We start from the raw sequence: 19,165 nt of genomic DNA, 5'->3' as shown, positions 1-19,165 counted from the left end.
TATTAGAGGCTGGTCAAAAGGTTTTTATTCATAATAATTATATGAACCATTTCATTTCAATTAGTTAAAATAGGTTGTATCATCGCTTCGTCAAATCCTTCGCTTTCCGCGGCTTCAGCTACCTCGGTAAGCAATATCTGCTTTCCGAGGGGGAGTTGTTCCCGCAGAAGCTAAGTTTTAAGGGGGCTTTTGGGGCTAACTATTTTCGTTCTGCCCCGCCTCCTTCGTTCTAAAGTTCAAAATTATTCGCACGCTCTACTTTACAAATACGTACAGCGAATGCCTGGTACCATTCTTCTTTCCCTTTTTTCTGCACAATTTGGTGGACGGCATGGTTTTTCCATTGATTAATCGCCTCTAATGAATCCCAATAGGATACGGTAATTCCTACATTTGTATCCCGAGAACTCTCCACGCCTAAAAAGCCAGTTTGTTTTTCAGCAATTTCGATCATCTTTTTTGCCGTTTGATCATACCCCTTATCAATATCCGTGCGTTGTGATGTGAATATAGCCGCATAATATGGAGCTTCTGGTGTCTTTGCAATAGCACACACCGATAGATCTCTCCTTTCAACTTCGATTTATCTTATTCTATTCTGACTTGAATAGGAAAAGAAGGAGTGGAGATATATCTATTGATGTGATACTTCTTTCTATGTTTAATAAATAGACAATCGTTACGGAAACTGGCTTAACGGAAATAATTTGAATACAATAGAACAAACGTAGATGTGGAGGAATGATATGAAAACGGAAAAAGAAAAGATGGTAGATGGGGAATTATATAATCCTTCTGATCAAACCTTAGTAAATGACCGAAGGACAAGTAGACGTAAGACACGACTTTATAATCAATCATTAGAAATGGAAGGTACGGATAGAGAAGTATTGCTCAACGATTTATTTGGCTCCATGGGGGAAAATATATTTATTGAACCAACATTCCGGTGTGATTATGGCTACAATATCCATGTTGGGGATCAGTTTTATGCTAACTTTGATTGTGTCATCCTTGATGCGTGCGAGGTTCGTATCGGGCACAATTGTATGCTTGCTCCTGGTGTACATATTTATACAGCCACACATCCACTTCATGCCCAAGCAAGAAATTCTGGGAAGGAATTCGCAAAACCGGTTACAATTGGAGATAATGTGTGGATTGGGGGCCGCTCAATTATTAACCCTGGAGTTTCAATCGGTAATAATGCAGTTATTGCTTCAGGAGCGGTAGTTACAAAGGATGTTCCTGATAACGTAGTTGTAGGTGGTAATCCGGCACGACTTATTAAACATTTGGAGTAGAGCGCGAAACAAAAATATTATAGAAAAACAATCAGCCTATTCAACGTAGTATTCGTTATCGTTCGTTTTTGAAAATAATAATTACTATCAAAATGGGATTGTCTTGTCCGCTACTCATACAAAATAAATAGGCATAGCTCCTGCAGGCACGGCACAGTCGTAATGCCCCACTAGGGATTTTTGCTTACTTACGGTAACTGAGTCCGTTCTCGCAGAAAGCATGCCATATTTCAGGTTGCAATTTAATCGGTTTGTCGATTATCCGAAGTTCGTTCACTTTTGACTCAGCCTCTACGCTTCAACAGCAAATAATGACTTATCTTCTACCTTGTTTGTTACGATAGTAAGGATCATGCCTAATATAATCATACTTGCAGCAATAATTGTAATCCACCTGTAGTTTGCCCCACTATGCAGCAGGAGGGTACCTAATGTGGCACCGATACTATTGGCTAAATTAAATACAGAAGCAGCTATGGTCCCTGAGAGAGATGGTGCCTCCTTTCCGCCAAGAATAATTTTTGAGTTTAAGATTGGCGTTGTACCGAATGTACCTGCACCGAATAAGAAGCACATAACAAAAGCTAACGGTGTAAGTTGAATCATAAACGTGAACGCGACAAGTACCATTGCTAAAATAGCTAATGCTAGTATCAATCGTTCGGTTAAGAAATCAGGACGAATTCTTCCTGAGACAAAATTCCCAATTACTGCGCCTAAACCGAAACAGAAAAATGCCACGGTAATTCCTGTTACTCCTAATCCAGCAAATTCACGTAACATCGGTTCGATAAACGTATAAGCGGTAAACACCCCGGAGAACCCAAAAACAATAATTGCTAGAATTAATAATACATTCTTATTCTTAAAGATAGTGAGCTCTTGTTTTAAGTTAGGTGCTATTTCAGGCTTTTGATTTGGTGTACATAAAATGAGGCCAACGAGTGCGAGTACACCGAGTGCTGAGATAAACCAAAACACATAGCGCCAATCCAAAAAACCGCCAAGATAAGAACCAAAGGGAACACCTAACATAACAGCAATTGTAAGACCACCTTGGACTGCTGCAATAGCACGTGGACCTTTTGTGGGAGGGGATATATTATAAGCAATGGACATACATAAGCCAAAAAACGGTGCATGCATGGCTGCTGAGAATAACCTAGATACTAAAAGTGTTTCAAAGTTTGGTGCCATTGCTGCCATCATATTACTAACTATAAATAACCCCATTAAAGAAATAAGCAAAGGTTTAGGGGATATTTTAATCGTAACCATTCTCAGTATTGGACCAAAGATTGCTACACTAATGGCATAAACACTTAGCAAGAGTCCAGTTGTCGATACAGATACATTTAAATCAGCAGCAAACTGTGTTAGTAAGCCTGTAACAACGTATTCTGTCATGCCAATAGCGAAAGTCGATATCATAAAGATAGCTAAGATTAAATTACGAGTTGGTTGGATAGAAGTCATGCTTTTACCTCCTTCTGTTTTAGAAACGAAAGGAGATATAATATATCATGATTGGACATATGTCTAGTGGTTTTGCTTATTTTTTTATTGAATAATTTAGTGGGCTGTAGTAAGGACTGCAATCAATGAAAAAAGTCACTAATTAAATTAGTGACTCTTTTCATTTACCACCAATAAGGGCGATATGGTCCAAATCTTCTAACTCCATAGAATGGAAAGGCAAATAAGCCAAACGGTCCAAAGAAAGGAAATAAGCGTTCGTCATTCCCTTCAAATCGGTTGTGTTGATTGTCTTCAGTTGAAGGCATTAGAATGTATAATTTTTCATCATCAAAACTGTGTAAGATTCCGATGTGCATACTACCGTCGTTCGTTTCGATCTGGATAAACTGGTATATATAATTGTTGCAAAATTCCTTCATGTTCATCCGTTGCTCCTGCGTAGGATACTCAGAGCCGTTGCTTTCTGTTTGATTATTAGGATAATTCATCTCATCAACCTCCTTATATTCACCCATATCGTATTCAAATGTGACTAAAAATGTGTCTTTATCACAAGATGATATGAATGATGGAACGGTTAGCGTATCGTTAATTCTGATGAATCAGCCTTTAATTGTTGGTTCCACAGTTTCATTTTTTCTAAAGCATAAGCATCTGATTGAATATCCCCTGGTTTATTTGCCTTACCGATGACATAATCCACAAATTCCATATTCAAATACTCAAATATCGCATTGAATTGTAAGATTAGTGGCAATGCAGCTGTTTTAGGGTGTGGATTTTCACCTGTAACAATAACGTAAGCTTTTTTACCTCGAAAAGCTTCCCAAAAATCGATGCGTTCATCTTTCATATATTGACTCCAACGATCGAAGAAGATTTTCATTTGCCCAGATACACCAAACCAATAAACAGGGGTGACAAAGAAATAAGTGTCATATTGCAAAAAATCAAAGAAAAGTTCTTCATAATCGTCGTTTACCATGTCAAATCCTCCGGCATCATGCCGTTGATCAACAATGGGGTTCAATTTCTTCTCAAGTAGAAAAATTTCTTTATGGTCGATGCCTTCCAATGCTTTATTGCTTAGGTAAGCAGTATTTCCGTCTTTTCTAGAACTACCTAATAAGGTCATAATTTTCATATCAATCTCTCTCCCTTGTATTAAAGTTACTTCTAGCATATACTGATTACTAAGTTCAGTAAAATAGATATATTTGAATTAATCGATCAGTATTTTTGATAATAAAGAGGTGAAGTAAAGGTGGAATTACGTCAGCTCATTACTTTTACAACGATTGTAGACTTAGGCGGGTTTAAAAAGGCAGCGGAAATGTTGGGTTATGCTCAATCATCAATTACAGCACATATAAAAGACTTAGAGGAAGAATTGGAACAACCATTGTTCGACCGTTTAGGAAAGAAAGTAATTTTAACGCAGGCAGGAAAAAACTTTCTTCCATATGCAACAGAAATTATTCAACTATATACAAAATCAAAAGCAACGATACATGCAAGTAATGAACCATCTGGTCCATTAACAATTGGTGCAAGCGAATCTTTGATGATCTATTGGCTGCCAACGATTATTATGCAATTTCGTCAACAGTTTCCCAAGGTAGAGTTAACGCTAAAAACGATTCAATATGATGATTTGGAAGGTCAATTAAAACGCGGAGAGATAGATGCTGCTGTATTAGTAGAAGATGAGAATTGGCATAGCGAAGCTTTATTCATTGATAAAATAAGTGAGGAAACGTTAGCGCTCGTACAATCCGCAGATCATGCTGCGCATTCTTCTACTACAGAAACGATGCTTGTTACGGAATATACGTGCAGCTGGAGAACGATTATTGACCAGCATCTGAAGGCAATGGAGAATAAGGTAATATCTAAAGTTGAATTACCAAGTATTGAAGCAATTAAACAATGCGTTCTTTGTGGATTAGGTAATTCCATGCTGCCTTATTTCGTAGTAAAAGATCAGCTATTGGAAGGGAAGTTGGTAGAAACGCCGTCCTTCAGCCCTTCAAATATAATTGGGGTATATGCCGCAAGACATAAAGACAAGTGGCTTTCCCCTAATTTAAAAGTATTTCTGAATATGCTAGCATAAGTCTTCTTTTTTCTGTACAACGACTGGAGATTGTACCATAGATAATGAAGATGCATAGACCGGCAGACACCATCTGGAATAGATTATAGTAGATTCTATTTAGAGGAGGTGTTTGCATTGCGTAGAGATCGAGCGTTTAGCAGACCTGGCTTTTGTTTTCCACGGGGATACAGGTGGTGCGGACCTGGGTGTAGTGGTCCTGGAACGCCAATCAATGATGTAGATGCTGTATGTAAGGCACATGATGAATGTTATCAACGCTATGGTGATCCATGTAAATGCGATCAGATATTTATGGATCAACTTCGAGCAAAAATCAATCCAAGAACAGAAAAAGGGAGACACGCTAGAACCCTATATAATTATATGCGCTTACAATCTGCTTTTACCTGTGGGTTTGGGTTTACAAAAAGGCATGGATAAATACATGTTTAAACCATGAGGGGCTGACTCATGGTTGTTTTTATGTGGGGTAGTAACGAAGTACTGTACATAAATACAAAAATGTATTAACATCGTTAAATGTGCATAAAAATTTTTTGCATTGTCCATTGAAAGCGCATGCATTGGATTAGGTAATATGCTAGGATAGAAATGGCTTTATTCCTACTATATCGTAACAAAGGAAATACCCCCATTACATCAAATAAACAATGAAGTTTAACTTTTTACAACATCTCGAGATCTCACATAGGAGGATATGTATGCTTAACATTCTTGAAAATATTAATGAAGTACTTTGGGGAACACCAAGTTTAATATTATTAGTTGGGACTGGATTATTTTTAACATTTGTTTTAAAGGGCTTACAATTTAAAAATCTTGGATATGCTTTTAAAATTGCCTTTACAAAAGACAAAGAAGATGATGGTACGGAAGGTGATGTCAGCAATTTTAAGGCATTAATGACATCACTTGCTGGAATGGTTGGTAATGGAAACATTGCTGGTGTAGCAACAGCGGTTACCCTCGGTGGACCAGGAGCAATCTTCTGGATGTGGATCGTTGGACTAGTAGGAATGGCGACGAAATATGCAGAAGCTTTACTTGCTATGAAATATCGTGTTAAAAATGATGACGGAGAATATTCCAGTGGCCCGATGTACTATATCGAAAGAGGTATAGGGAAGAAATGGAAGCCCCTTGCTCTTGCCTTTGCATTTTTTGGTGCTTTCGCGGCATTAGGAATTGGAAATAGTGTACAGTCAAACACAATCTCAGACGTGATGGAAAATAGTTTTAATATAAATGGTATAACTACGGGTGTTATTCTTGTTATATTTACATCGTTGATCATTTTCGGTGGGCTGCAGCGTATCAGTTCAGTGGCTAGTGTGTTTGTGCCGCTCATGGCAATTCTATATATTGGTGCGTCACTTCTAATCATTGGTTTAAATTATGATAAAATTATCCCTGCTTTTGATTTAATATTTACCTATGCATTTCATCCCATATCAGCTGTAGGTGGATTTTCTGGTGTGGTTGTGACAGAGGCGATTCGAAATGGCGTATCGAAAGGAATCTTTTCGAATGAAGCTGGACTTGGAACAGTTGCTTTGATTGCTGGAAATGCAAAAACTAGCCATCCAGTGAAACAGGCCTTAGTGGCAATGACTGGGACTTTCATTGTAACGATCATTGTTTGTACAATGACTGGGCTTGTATTATTAGTAACGGGTTTTTGGGATACAACAGGCGGGCTTCTTTCAGGAGTTACGCATGATGCAGGGCTTGAAGCGGGTGCCTTAACAAGTGCAGCCTTTGGTTCATCATTAGGTAATATCGGTGAATATATTGTATCCATATCTGTCGTTTTCTTTGGATTCTCGACTATCTTAGGTTGGTATGTATACGGTATTAAATGTTTTGAGTATTTATTCGGATTAAACTATATTAGTGTTTATCGTACGATTTATATAGGAGCTACCTTTATCGGAACCATCGCGAAGTTAACAACGGTGTGGGCATTTGCTGATATGGCTAACGCCTTGATGATGATTCCAAACCTTATTGGGCTATTACTCTTATATAAAGTAGTTGCAACTGAGACGAATGATTATTTCAGTAACTTTTATAAACAATCTGGCAAAAAAATTGGCTAGCGGGATGGGTAGATGTAAGATCCTTTGAGATGTATTTGCTTTTCCAGTATAATTAGGAAAAACGATTATTGTAGGAAATAAAGGACTGGTGAGTGAAATGAGCGCTGAACACATGCATTTAGAAAATCAACTATGTTTTCTACTATATGCCAGTTCAAGAGAAGTTACCAAACAATATAAACCGCTTTTAGAAAAACTAAATATTACGTATCCACAATATTTAGTGCTGTTACTACTATGGCAATATAAAAAAATGCCGGTGAAACAGATTGGACTCTATTTACATCTTGATACAGGAACTCTCACACCTATGTTGAAACGTATGGAGCAACAGGATATTGTTCGCCGAATTCGTTCAATTGAAGATGAGCGGACCGTAAATGTGGTTTTAACGGAAAAAGGAGAACAATTACAACAGGAAGCTTCTGATATTCCTATTAAAATTATAGATAAATTTGGAATGGAAATAGAACAAATCGAACAACTTCGAAATCAACTAGAGCTGCTCCTGGACCGATTAAATCATCAAAAGTAGCTAAAACATAATTTTACCTCATCTGCTTCCCAGGTACGGTCTCAGTAGAATTTTAAAAAACCCGAACGATAATCTGCATATAACTTCGTTTATGCAGATTATCGTTCGGGTTATTCTATATCTCAATGGCTTTTTGATTTCTGTTTACCTATGAGTAGGATATAAAGCGGTTGTAGTTTACTTAACGCTTGTAATTAATTCAACCTCCACGTTGCCTGTAGTTGCTTTTGAGTAGGGACATACGTGGTGCGCTTTTTCTACCAGATTGTCTAATGTTGTTTGAGTGATACCGGTCCCAATTACCTCTAGCTTCACACCTAATTTAAATCCATTATCTTTTTCATCCTTGTACATGCTAACATGTGCGATGACTTCACTATCTAAGTCAATTTTCTGTTGATTTGCTGTCATTTCTAACGCGCTACCGAAACAAGCAGCATATCCAGCAGCAAATAGCTGTTCTGGGTTGGTAGCTTCTGGTTTCTCTTTGGCTTTTGCTGTGCCTGGCATTGCAATATCATGTTCTAATCTGCCATCGCTAGAAACAATTTTCCCATTTCTACCTCCTACAGAAGAAACGGTGGTTGTAAACATTGGTTTCATTATATAACCCTCTCTCATTTAAATTTTATAAAATTAAATTGCGCACGATTTAATAGTACTAAATAGATAAACATACGTCAATAAAAAGACCGAGTAATTTAACTACAACAATGTTCTTCGTTAATTTCCTATAAAATTTTTTGTATATACAGTATAATTAACCTATGAATGCTAAATGATTGAAACTAAAGGAAGGTAATTCATGACGGAAGAAAATATAACACGTATGCATATAAATAATAAAGAATATATCCTGATTGGAACAGCACATGTTTCTAAGCATAGCGCGGAACAAGTGAAAGCTGTAATTGAAGAAGAACGGCCAGATTCGGTATGTATCGAGTTGGATGAACAACGTTATCAATCAGTGAAAGATGGAAACAGTTGGAAAGATATGGATATTTTTAAGGTGATTAAAGATAAGAAAGCCTCCCTATTATTAATGAATCTAGCTATTTCGTCGTTTCAAAAAAAGATGGCCAAACAATTTGGAATTAATCCAGGGCAAGAGATGATTCAAGGGATGGAATCTGCTCAAGCTGTTGATGCTGAGCTAGTGTTGGCTGACCGAAATATCCAAATTACATTTGCTCGAATTTGGAGCAGCATTGGATTAAAAGGGAAGGCAATCTTGCTTGCGCAGGTAATTGCTAGTATCTTCAGTAGAGAAACGATATCAGAAGAAGAATTAGAAAGAATGAAAAATCAGGATACCATTCATACCATTTTGCAAGAATTTACCGATTCATTTCCGAAGTTGAAGAAACCATTAATTGACGAGCGAGACCAATATTTAGCACAGAAAATCAAAGAGGCATCCGGCGATAAAATCGTTGCGGTATTAGGAGCTGCCCATGTGCCGGGGATTAAAGAACAAATTAAACAGGATCATGATTTACATACATTGGCAGAGGTACCTCCGAAATCAAATATTCCAAAAATAATTGGGTGGTCCATTCCCGTTCTTATTTTAGCGATTATTGTCTATACGTTTATGGCAAATCCTCAAGCTGGATGGGAACAAACATTAAGTTGGATCATCTGGAACGGTAGTCTATCGGCAATTGGTGCATTAATTGCTATGGGCCATCCATTGACCATTCTTACTGCTTTTGTCGTTGCGCCAATTACTTCGCTGAATCCCTTACTAGCTGCAGGCTGGTTCGCTGGCTTTGTACAAGCATATATTCGCAGGCCGCATGTACGAGATTTTGAGACATTATCGGAAGATGTCTTTTCCGTCAAAGGGTTTTGGAAAAACAAAGTAACCAGAGTACTATTAATTATTGTGCTTGCAAACTTAGGAAGCTCACTTGGAACCTTTATTGGCGGAGTAGATGTAATTCGTGTGTTTTTAGAAAACTTATAAATCCTACGTTCCATGAATGATTTCGAACATTTCCATTTACGTAAAAAAGGAGATGATTTGTATGAGGGTGGATAAAGAAGCACAAATCATTGACGACATCATGGAAAAGATTATTAGTAAGTCCATAAAGCCTGGAGAAAAGCTTCCTTCTGAAAACAGGTTATCACAAGACTATGATGTACCGAGAATGACTGCTCGAAAAGCATTAACTACGTTGGAAGATCGAGGGTATATTTATTCAAAGCAAGGCACCGGACGCTTCCTGAAAGACGCATCTAGACCGATCCAATTACATCTAACAGGAAAGACAAGTTTTACAGAAAAGATGAAACAGGCCGGCTATCATCTAACAACGGAAAATATGTATTGTGAACCAATTGCCTATGACCAAAAGATTTACGGAATCTTACAGGCGAATGAAGCAGAAACGGTGTTTAATATTGGCAGGTTACGATACATAGATGAAGAGCCGATTGCGATTCATCAGTCATTTGTTAGGGAAGCGAAATTTCTTGATATTGCTACAGAGGGTCAGGGGATTCTATCTATGTTTGCTTATTATCGAAGTCAAGGTTATACGTCATTTACAAGTAATCAAAGCTATTTAAGCACGAGCTTTCCCACATCTGATGAACAAAAATTATTATCTTGCAGTAGCATGGTTCCCCTGATCGTTGTAGAAAGTGAATGTGTAGATGTACCATCACAGGATGTACTTGAGTATACGAAAATTTTATACCGCAGTGATAAATTTAAATATGATATCACGATGAAGTAAATGGGAGCAGCAGGTATGCGCTCCTACCTATGCTTGTAGAGGAATTTTCTCTACAAGCTTTTTTAATGCTGCAATTTTAATGGAATACTTCATTATAATTGTATTTGAAAAGGTAGTGTAAGCACCTAACAAGGAAGTTTAGAGCGAAGAAATTATACCATTCAAAGAATTGCCCCGTTATTAAAAGCTATCGATGATGAACGAGGATATTTATTTTGCTTCTACCAATGGATTTTTAGTTACCTGTGAGATCAATAGTGAGAATAAACATAATTTATTGAATATTGTTGACTTTCGAAAATAAACCAATTATAATCTTATAAATAACTAAATGAATGTAAAAAAACTCATTTGGATTCTTTTTATATGTTAAATCGACTAAATGTATATCATAATGCGGTTTCAATCTTTGGATTAGTTGATAAGCGTTCAAAACAAATCTCAATTATTTTAAGGGAGGAATGAAGGTGGAAACTAAAAAAATTGTCGATCCACAAAGGACTTCCAAGGCTACGCTACCTAAAAACTTAAAAGACAAATTGAAATTCGTTGGGCCTGGATTTGTTGTTGCAGCTACCGGTGTAGGAGCTGGTGATTTTGTTATGGCTTCCATTGCAGGGACAAGTTTTGGGTTGACGTTGGTATGGGTCATCATTGTAGGAGCTTTTATTAAATTTGTCCTAACTGAAGGAATAGGGCGTTGGTATTTAGCTTCTGGAAAAACCATTTTAGAAGGATGGCATATGACCGGTTGGTGGGCAACTGGCTACTTTGGAGTATACCTTATTTTAATGGGATTAATATACGGTTCAGCGATAACAGGAACGTGTGCAATGATAATGGTTGCTATGTTCCCGGGTACTTCTTTTTCCTTATGGGCAATCAGCTCGGGAATTTGTGGTTTCCTACTTGTTTGGTTCGGCAGGTATCAAGTGATTGAGAATTTCTTAAAGATATTAATTGGTGTAATGTTTATAAGTATAATTGGATCCGCGATCATGATTGTCGTAAATGCAGGAAACGTAGCATATGGGCTAGCTCCCTCCATACCAAGAGGTTCATTTTTTAAGATATTGGGCATATTAGGAGGAGTTGGTGCTTCTATTACCCTTACCTCCTATGCATATTGGATCTATGCAAAGGGCTGGAGGGACAGGCGTTGGATTTCGATTATGAAACTGGATGTGTCAGTAGCTTATATAGTTACAGGTATATTTGCAATAAGCGTCATGATAATTGCCGCGGAATTATTGTTTGGTTCAGGAATAACAATTAGCGGCAATGAGGGACTTGTAGGTCTAGCTGATGCCTATGGTGCGAGGTTTGGAGAACTAGCTCGCTGGATTTTTCTAATTGGAGTATGGGGTGCTGTTTTCACATCTATCGTAGGACCTTGGCATGGGATGTCCTATTTGTTTGCAGATTTTGTTCGTATAGTAAAGAATAAAGGGCATAAGGCTTCAGGAAAAGAAAAGCCAATAAATGAAAAGGATTCGTCATTTCGATTCTATCTCTTTTGGATAACATTCCCACCGATGCTACTCTTGTTATTTAAACAGCCAGTGGCGATTGTGCTTCTATATGGTGCTCTTGGTGCGGCATTTATGCCAATTCTGGCTGCTGTCCTGTTGTATCTACTAAATTCAAAACACATTGATAAGACTGATCAAAACGGTAAGGTGAAGAATACTATTTTTGGCCTCATCATTTTACTATATGTATACCTCGGGGGCAGTGAGCTGTTTCAAATGATTTTTGGTTAGTTTATATGAATAGGCGGTTCGGTACATAGATAATATCCTGTCAACATTTTTATACATGACAAAAAAACTTTCCCTTATAAATTCCTGCTTAATACAACAGAACAACAACGAAATTACAGAAATACAAAACAAACTGGATGCTGGCATATGCCAGCTTTTTATTTTGTTCCTATTTCGATGCTATTTTAATGAAGATACCGAACCTTTAGCGAAAAAAGCGTGTGAAATTAGTTTTTCAGTCTCCTTTAAAGAACAAGGGATCTTGTTTGTTTTTTTATCTATCCTTTTTGTTTATTAAGGTTGTACCTGTAAATCTGATTTACAAATACTTTACGATCTCTTAAAACACAAGCACTTGGCAACAAGTTACGATAAGTGTGTAAAGGAGGTTGCTTGAATGAAAAGGCGTAGAAGGACTGAAATCCTTGTTCAATCAAATGCTGACCTAGCCGAACATCTGGCTGAAACGATTTTGCAGACATACACCTGTAAAGAAATCGTCCCCCCACATCATGGGTTAACGATGGTCAAGATGCGAGAATCGGCGAAGCAGTCATTATTTTATATTGGTGAAGTTCTAGTTACAGAAGCAAAGGTGGAAATCAATCAGTATATTGGTATTGGTATTGTACAGGGAATGGAAGAAGAACTGGCAAAGCATCTAGCAATTATCGATGCCGCCTATAATGCCACCTTACCAGAGACAAGGGAGTGGCAAGATTTGCTCTTACAAGCTGAGGCAGACCTTAAAGCTAAAAAAGCCAAGGAACAAGCTGAATTATTTGAGACCAAGGTTCATTTTGAAACGATGGACGTTTAATAGCATGAAAAATACAGTTCAGGAGAGATTTTATGGCGATGGATCAAGTTCATGACCTACAGCAAGTATATCGGAAAATATTGCATAGTATGTCTCATCCAGGCACGATTTCAAATCTAGAACCGTTTGCCGAAAAAGTGGATTATGATTTGCCATGTTACGAGGCAACATTTCTTAGTGCAATGACATTATTAGATGCAGAGGTGACCTTTGCTATAATTTCTGAAAATAGCCAGCAATTAAGTACGAAGCTTACTGCATATACCTTGGCAAAGTCAGCGCCAATTCATGAAGCAGATTACATTATTGTTCTTCAAGATGCGTTGCAACAAGATATAGTGGAAGCTTTGCAGCAATGCAAGATAGGGAATTTAATAGATCCGCAATTTTCATCTACGTGGTTTCTAGAAAGTTCTGGGATCGTGAATCAAGCAGAGTTGCTATTAACTGGACCAGGGATTAAGGATGAAACAGAATTACAAATAGGTTTAACAAAGGAATTATGGACAACTCGAAATAAACGTGTAAAGGAATATCCATTAGGAATAGATTTGATTTGCTTAGACAACGAGGCAAATCTTGTATGTGTGCCGCGAACAACAAAGATCGAAATATTGGAGGTGGTTTAAATGGGCTATGTTGCTGTAAAAGGCGGAACTAACGCGATAGAAGCATCCTTAAAACGACTAACATATGAACGGCTAAAGGATGGAGAAATTATTGAAGTTCAAACCATTATGGCTACCATGCGATCGCTTGTTGATCAAGTCATGTCGGAAAGCAGTCTTTATTCTCCGTATTTAGCAGCACTATCCATCAAACAGGCGAATGGAAGTATGGAAGAAGCGGTTTTTATTATGCGAGCTCATCGATCTACGCTGCCGAGGTTATACTATAGTGAAACGGTTGAATCTGAAACCATGTTCGTAGAACGTCGTATTTCTGCAAGTTTCAAAGATATTCCTGGTGGGCAATTACTCGGGGCCACAAATGATTATACCCATCGATTACTAGATTTTACCTTAATCAATGAGAGTGCTAGTACGAACGAATCTTGGCTTCATGACTACGAACAAGCATTACAACATGTAGGTGATGGTAATGAAGTTATCTATTTTCCAAAGGTAGTCGATCATTTAAGGCATGAGGGACTATTCGAAACCTATGATTGGGATAATAGCAAACCAACAGACATCACGAAAGAAAACTTGAGTTTTCCAGCTACAAGAAGTGCTAGGTTACAAACATTAACCCGCGGCCAAACAGGAGCAGTTACCGCTTTAGGTTATGCATCATTACGTGGATATGGACAAGTACATCCAACGGTTGGGGAAGTTCGAGTTGGAACACTGCCGATTTCCGTTGGTCACCCAAATGAAGCTGACGAGGACGAAGCAGATGACTACTATATAGGTAATATAAAAGTTTCAGAAGTCGAGTCGTTTGTGCCTGTTTCTGTAAAAAATAAACAAAATGAAAATGAGCTGGAGTTTGAAATTGGTTACGGAATATGCTACGGCCAAAACGAAACAAAAGCAATTGCAATGAGTATTTTAGATCAATGTTTAGAACATCCAGAGGCGGATTTTCCAACACATGATGAGGAGTTTGTGCTATTACATATCGATTCCGTGGAATCAACAGGATTCATTTCCCATTTAAAACTTCCACATTATGTTACCTTCCAATCCAAGTTAGATAGCATCCGTGAAGTGAAAAAGGAGGGGAAACAACAGTGATGACTGCGACACACTTTGCCTTTTTTGATGAAGGATCAAAAAAAGAAATTCGCCGGGCTACATTAAAAGCAGTTGCGATCCCTGGTTATCAAGTTCCATTTGCCTCAAGAGAAATGCCGATTGCTAGAGGTTGGGGAACGGGGGGATTACAGCTGACATTGTCTTTAATTGGAACCCAGGATACATTGAAAGTTATTGACCAGGGTGCTGATGAATCAGTTAATGCAGTTAGTATTAAGAAATTAGTTCAGGAAACAACTGGTGTAGACCTAACAGAACAAACCGAAGCAGCAACGTTGATTCAATCTAGGCACCGGATTCCGGAGGTTACGTTGACGGAAGACCAAATTCTCGTTCTTCAGGTTCCAACACCCGAACCACTCCGCAAAGTCGAGGCTCGTGAATACGTGACAAAAAGACTGCATGCAGAAGATGAATACAGTGGAGCTTGGCTTATGTTATTTGAACAAATTATGAAATATGGTAAGACAGCAACAGGTGCCGATCATCCAGTGTTTGTTAATCATCGTTATGTGATGGCTCCGAGCCCTATTCCTAGATTTGATAATCCGAAGATGCATCAATCAGAGGCATTAATACTTCTTGGTGCTGGTAGAGAGAAGAAAATCTACGCAATCCCTCCATATACAGATGTAGCATCCTTGGCGTTTGAAGATTATCCATTTACGGTGGAATCATTTGCTGGGCAACATTGTCATTTATGTGGGGCAGAAGATGTTTTCTTAGATGAATTAATCGATGAAGCTACAGGTGAAACATATTATCAATGTAATGATACCAGTTATTGTATGGGACGGTTAAATAGCGGAGAACGACAGGAGGTGGTCCATAACCATGTGTGAGGAAGCACTATTACGCGTTCGGAATTTAGATAAACGTTTTGGGCCAGGGTGTCCAGAATGTAAGGAAAGAACGAATAGAAATTTGGAGAAGAACTATTGCTCTGTTTGTGGTACTGTCTACGCTTGCCAAGATGTTTCCTTCGATTTATTTCCCGGTGAAATCTTAGGTATTGTTGGAGAGAGTGGCAGTGGGAAATCAACCATGATGCAATGCTTATACTTTGACGCTGATGTTTCTTCGGGAGAAGCCACATTGAATGACCCGGAATTACAAGATGAAAATATGTTCCAGCTATCCTCTCAGAAGAAAAGATATATTCGTAATCATAAGTATGGCATGGTTTACCAGAATCCTGTTAATGGACTGAAAATGAATTTTTCCTCGATGGGTAATATTGCGGAAAAGCTAATTAGTGCTGGAAAACGAAATGTATCCGAAATGGAAACAACAGGTAATCAATTATTAGAAAGTGTGCATATTCCATTATTCCGTTCCAAAGAAGAACCACGCAATTTTTCAGGTGGGATGCAGCAGCGTGTTCAAATTGCAAAAGCACTATCTAATAATCCACCAATTCTATTTTTAGATGAGGTTACTACTGGACTGGACTTGTCCGTTCAAGCAAATGTCTTGGACTTAATTAAAAAGATTCAACGTGAATCTGGGATTAGTATGGTCGTTGTATCTCATGATCTTGCGGTTATTCGGATGTTGGCAGACCGTACGGTTGTCATGTTGAACGGCTCCATTATTGAACAAGGACTGACAGATCAAATCTTGGAAGACCCGCAGCATGCTTATACGCAGCGGTTGGTTTATTCATTACTGTAGGAGGGATAGCTACGTTGTACGTTATTCATAATGGGAAGGTAATCACAGAAGAAACAATTGAAGAAGGATGTGCCGTTGTCATCGACGGGGAACGTATTAAAGAAATTATTTCAGAGGATCAAGTATTGGATTATCCGGATGCAGTGAAGATTGACGCACATGGTGGCTTTATTTCTCCAGGGTTTATCGATATTCATTCCGATTATATTGAAACACTGGCCTCTCCTCGACCTACGACTATGATGGATTTTGGTATTAGTTTAAGAGAGGCAGAAAAAATCTTGATAAGCCATGGTATTACTACCATGTTTCATTCACTATCCTTTTATCGCGATGACATTTTTAATCATAAGCCGATGCGTAATCCAGCCAATGTCCAACGTATGGTAGATGCAATAGCAGCAACACATAATCAACCGCATTTAATTCGTCATCGATTGCATGCTCGATTTGAGATTGACAATGTGAATGAGGTGAATCGACTCATAGAAAATATGAATAATGATAAAGTACATCTATTATCTTTTATGGACCATACAACCAGGACAAGGACAGTACCGTGACTTAGAAGTATATCGGAAAACACTAAAAGGGTATCGTAATCTATCTGACGAAGATGTGCAAACGATTATCTTAGATCGTCAGAATACGGAATGTTTAACTATTCATCAAATTAGCGAAATCGCAGCTGTCGCCATTTCAAAAGGCATTGCAGTAGCTTCTCATGATGATGATTATTCAGAAAAACTAGATTTAGTACGTTCTTATGGAACGACAATTAGTGAGTTTCCGATAACCTTAGATGTAGCTAAAAAGGCGAAAGAGATAGGTTTGCAGACAATTGCAGGTGCTCCTAACGTCATGCTGGGGGGCTCCCATTCTGGGAATCTATCAGCAGCTCAAGCTATATCCGAAAATTGTATCGATATTCTTTGCAGTGATTATTATCCCGCTGCCTTACTTCATGCCATCTTTACATTGACTGATACGTATGACAATAACTTACATGATATGTTTATGAAGGTTACACTCAACCCAGCAAAAGCTGTACAAATGGATGAAGAGGTTGGCTCCATTCGGGCTGGAAAGAGGGCAGATATAATTGTTATTGAACGAATGGATGATGGTTATCCAATGCTAACAGCTACGATGGTGAATGGTGCATTAATGACAACGACGAATTATCGCACAAATTAAGAAGAACAGGAGGTACGATAATGGCAATGTTAGAGGTTACGAATTTTGGCAAGCGATTTACAATTCATCATCTAGGCAAAACCATGCAAGCCATAGAACAGATTAATTTCTCTTTAGATGCAGGAGAATTTATCGGCATTGCGGGTAAGAGTGGTAGTGGCAAATCTACCATACTAAAAAGTATCTACCGTACCTACTTGCCAGATAAAGGAAGTATTGTATATGACTCGAAGCGCTATGGGTTGATCGACTTAGCACATGCAACAGAACGTGAGGTTCTCTATCTCCGAAAACATGAAATTGGCTACGTATCGCAATTTTTAAACGTCATGCCACGGACAACATCTAGACAACTTATCGAAAAAGCATTGCTGGAAATGGGAGAGACAACAGCGATTGCTAAGATAGAAGCAGAAAAAGCATTGAATCATTTTGAGCTTGATAGGGAATTATGGGATACCTACCCAAATACATTTTCGGGTGGAGAAAAACTGAGGCTTAATATTGCAATGGCAACCGTAAAACAACCAAGATTACTATTATTAGATGAACCAACTGCTAGTTTGGATCAACAATCAAAGGTAAAAGTACGGGAAATCATCGAAAAATTGAAAACAAATGGAACTACACTAATCGGGATTTTCCATGATATTGAATTTATGAATGGCCTCTGTGACAAAGTCTTTGATATGAGAACAAGAGCGATACGATCTCCCAAAGAAGGTGTTATCCGTGAGGGCTGACCTCCATGTGCATAGCTATTATTCTGATGGGTCAGATGCTGTTCGTACTGTTCTAAAAAAGGCGGCACAACAGGGGGTTACCCATCTGAGTTTTGTGGATCATGATAGTACGGATGGTTTGATAGAAAAACAAACCCTTGGCTGTACCTTTGGAATCGAAGTAATTCCGGGAATTGAGATCTCTGCTTATGATTTTAAGCGAGATCGAAAGGTACATGTCCTAGGCTATCATTATCAAAGGCCGGCGAAACATATCAATGCGCTTTGTCAAGCAGTACGTAGGAGACGGCAACGTCATACGTTATGGCAGATTGACCAGTTAAATCGTCATGGTTATTACTTGGATGAACAAATGATCATTGAATCAGCGAAGCCAAGCTCGATTATTTATAAACAACATGTGATGGAACATATAACGGAGGCTGATTTCAATTCAGCTGAATATCAACAGGTATATCAACGGTTATTTAAAGGGAAGGGTCCTGCAGCAGGTGATATTACGTATGTTGATGCGACAGATGCTGTAAAAGCAATTGTTGCGGACGGTGGACTGGCTGTAATAGCTCATCCCGGACAGCTTGATTCGTATGAATTAATTCCAGAGCTAATGGAAGTTGGTTTAGGTGGAATAGAGCGAAATCATCCTGATCATACGGAGGAGGATGTTCTTAAAGTAGAGGAATTAGCAAAGGAATATCACTTAGTCATGACTGGTGGAACAGATTATCATGGATATTTCGGTGCTCAGGTAGAAGTTGGCTCGCTGACTAGTCCGATGCTTCCACTTCGAAAGAAGAAACAAATCGACTGTTGAGTAATTGTAAACAAGCTTAAATAATAGTTAAACTATTGTAAATATAATCTATTTTTAAATTATTTATGTTTCAATGATATAGGACAATTGAATAGGCTTGAGAATTAG

General features: G+C 38.2%; 20 protein-coding genes and 1 pseudogene. 16 read left to right on the top strand and 5 right to left on the bottom strand.

Features of this window, described 5'->3' with window-relative positions; translation table 11 throughout:
* Positions 1-229: 229 nt before the first annotated feature.
* Positions 230-556: an antibiotic biosynthesis monooxygenase family protein gene (locus JKP73_RS06075; protein ID WP_021290094.1), complete on the bottom strand. Its 327-nt coding sequence runs from the start codon at positions 554-556 to the stop codon at positions 230-232.
* Positions 557-746: 190 nt separating this feature from the next.
* Between JKP73_RS06075 and JKP73_RS06070 the strand changes: the two genes are divergently transcribed.
* Positions 747-1,304: a maltose acetyltransferase domain-containing protein gene (locus tag JKP73_RS06070; protein ID WP_021290093.1), complete on the top strand. Its 558-nt coding sequence runs from the start codon at positions 747-749 to the stop codon at positions 1,302-1,304.
* A 291-nt stretch (positions 1,305-1,595) separates the two neighbouring features.
* On the opposite strand, the gene JKP73_RS06065 is transcribed toward JKP73_RS06070, so the two are convergent.
* The 3 genes from JKP73_RS06065 to JKP73_RS06055 all read right to left on the bottom strand — a co-directional run bounded on the left by JKP73_RS06065 (position 1,596) and on the right by JKP73_RS06055 (position 3,927).
* The gene (locus JKP73_RS06065; RefSeq protein WP_200410996.1) at positions 1,596-2,780 is read right to left on the bottom strand and encodes an MFS transporter; all 1,185 of its coding nucleotides are present in this window, start codon (positions 2,778-2,780) and stop codon (positions 1,596-1,598) included.
* Between the two features lie 164 nt (positions 2,781-2,944).
* The gene (locus tag JKP73_RS06060; protein ID WP_021290091.1) at positions 2,945-3,271 is read right to left on the bottom strand and encodes a hypothetical protein; all 327 of its coding nucleotides are present in this window, start codon (positions 3,269-3,271) and stop codon (positions 2,945-2,947) included.
* Between the two features lie 89 nt (positions 3,272-3,360).
* Positions 3,361-3,927: a flavodoxin family protein gene (locus JKP73_RS06055; RefSeq protein ID WP_021290090.1), complete on the bottom strand. Its 567-nt coding sequence runs from the start codon at positions 3,925-3,927 to the stop codon at positions 3,361-3,363.
* A 120-nt stretch (positions 3,928-4,047) separates the two neighbouring features.
* Here JKP73_RS06055 and JKP73_RS06050 point away from each other — a divergent pair, with 120 nt between their 5' ends.
* The 4 genes from JKP73_RS06050 to JKP73_RS06035 all read left to right on the top strand — a co-directional run bounded on the left by JKP73_RS06050 (position 4,048) and on the right by JKP73_RS06035 (position 7,536).
* Positions 4,048-4,899 carry a LysR family transcriptional regulator gene (locus JKP73_RS06050; RefSeq protein WP_200410995.1) on the top strand — a complete coding sequence of 284 codons (852 nt, stop codon included), beginning with the start codon at positions 4,048-4,050 and terminating at the stop codon, positions 4,897-4,899.
* Between the two features lie 117 nt (positions 4,900-5,016).
* The gene (locus JKP73_RS06045) at positions 5,017-5,322 is read left to right on the top strand and encodes a hypothetical protein (RefSeq protein WP_021290088.1); all 306 of its coding nucleotides are present in this window, start codon (positions 5,017-5,019) and stop codon (positions 5,320-5,322) included.
* Positions 5,323-5,603: 281 nt separating this feature from the next.
* Positions 5,604-7,001, top strand: coding sequence for an alanine/glycine:cation symporter family protein (locus tag JKP73_RS06040; protein WP_200410994.1), 1,398 nt, complete (start codon positions 5,604-5,606; stop codon positions 6,999-7,001).
* A gap of 97 nt (positions 7,002-7,098) precedes the next feature.
* Entirely contained in the window at positions 7,099-7,536 is a 438-nt protein-coding gene (locus JKP73_RS06035) for a MarR family winged helix-turn-helix transcriptional regulator (protein WP_021290086.1), read from the top strand.
* 177 nt (positions 7,537-7,713) lie between these two features.
* On the opposite strand, the gene JKP73_RS06030 is transcribed toward JKP73_RS06035, so the two are convergent.
* On the bottom strand, positions 7,714-8,142 hold the full coding sequence (locus tag JKP73_RS06030; RefSeq protein ID WP_031335245.1) for an organic hydroperoxide resistance protein: 429 nt from the start codon (positions 8,140-8,142) through the stop codon (positions 7,714-7,716).
* A gap of 199 nt (positions 8,143-8,341) precedes the next feature.
* On the opposite strand from JKP73_RS06030, the gene JKP73_RS06025 reads away from it, so the two are divergent.
* The 11 genes and pseudogenes from JKP73_RS06025 (at position 8,342) to JKP73_RS05975 (ending at position 19,057) form a co-directional block, all read left to right on the top strand.
* Positions 8,342-9,508 carry a TraB/GumN family protein gene (locus tag JKP73_RS06025; RefSeq protein ID WP_021290084.1) on the top strand — a complete coding sequence of 389 codons (1,167 nt, stop codon included), beginning with the start codon at positions 8,342-8,344 and terminating at the stop codon, positions 9,506-9,508.
* 61 nt (positions 9,509-9,569) lie between these two features.
* The gene (locus JKP73_RS06020) at positions 9,570-10,286 is read left to right on the top strand and encodes a GntR family transcriptional regulator (RefSeq protein ID WP_021290083.1); all 717 of its coding nucleotides are present in this window, start codon (positions 9,570-9,572) and stop codon (positions 10,284-10,286) included.
* Positions 10,287-10,753: 467 nt separating this feature from the next.
* Positions 10,754-12,049 (top strand): Nramp family divalent metal transporter, encoded by a 1,296-nt coding sequence (locus JKP73_RS06015; protein WP_234447062.1) that lies wholly within the window; start codon positions 10,754-10,756, stop codon positions 12,047-12,049.
* Between the two features lie 397 nt (positions 12,050-12,446).
* A complete protein-coding gene (gene phnG / locus JKP73_RS06010; protein ID WP_021290081.1) occupies positions 12,447-12,869 on the top strand; it encodes a phosphonate C-P lyase system protein PhnG in 423 nt (140 codons plus the stop codon).
* A 32-nt stretch (positions 12,870-12,901) separates the two neighbouring features.
* Positions 12,902-13,498: a phosphonate C-P lyase system protein PhnH gene (gene phnH, locus JKP73_RS06005; protein ID WP_021290080.1), complete on the top strand. Its 597-nt coding sequence runs from the start codon at positions 12,902-12,904 to the stop codon at positions 13,496-13,498.
* Complete coding sequence (locus JKP73_RS06000) at positions 13,499-14,608, top strand: carbon-phosphorus lyase complex subunit PhnI (RefSeq protein ID WP_200410992.1); 1,110 nt, start codon at positions 13,499-13,501, stop codon at positions 14,606-14,608. It begins immediately after the preceding gene.
* Positions 14,608-15,471, top strand: a complete 864-nt coding sequence (locus JKP73_RS05995; RefSeq protein WP_188942910.1) for an alpha-D-ribose 1-methylphosphonate 5-phosphate C-P-lyase PhnJ — start codon at positions 14,608-14,610, stop codon at positions 15,469-15,471. Before JKP73_RS06000 ends, JKP73_RS05995 begins: the two co-directional genes overlap by 1 nt.
* Positions 15,464-16,303 (top strand): ATP-binding cassette domain-containing protein, encoded by an 840-nt coding sequence (locus JKP73_RS05990; RefSeq protein ID WP_188942662.1) that lies wholly within the window; start codon positions 15,464-15,466, stop codon positions 16,301-16,303. Before JKP73_RS05995 ends, JKP73_RS05990 begins: the two co-directional genes overlap by 8 nt.
* A 14-nt stretch (positions 16,304-16,317) precedes the next feature.
* Positions 16,318-17,500 (top strand): annotated as a pseudogene (gene phnM, locus JKP73_RS05985) (phosphonate metabolism protein PhnM).
* Positions 17,501-17,520: 20 nt separating this feature from the next.
* On the top strand, positions 17,521-18,243 hold the full coding sequence (phnL, locus tag JKP73_RS05980; protein ID WP_200410991.1) for a phosphonate C-P lyase system protein PhnL: 723 nt from the start codon (positions 17,521-17,523) through the stop codon (positions 18,241-18,243).
* A complete protein-coding gene (locus JKP73_RS05975) occupies positions 18,233-19,057 on the top strand; it encodes a PHP domain-containing protein (protein WP_188942659.1) in 825 nt (274 codons plus the stop codon). Before phnL ends, JKP73_RS05975 begins: the two co-directional genes overlap by 11 nt.
* The last annotated feature ends 108 nt before the right edge of the window (positions 19,058-19,165 follow it).

It is taken from the genome of Virgibacillus salexigens (genome assembly GCF_014905415.1).
Classification (GTDB): Bacteria; Bacillota; Bacilli; order Bacillales; family Amphibacillaceae; genus Virgibacillus; species Virgibacillus salexigens.
Note: the sequence above shows the minus strand (reverse complement) of the source record. Positions and strands in the feature narration are given on the sequence as shown.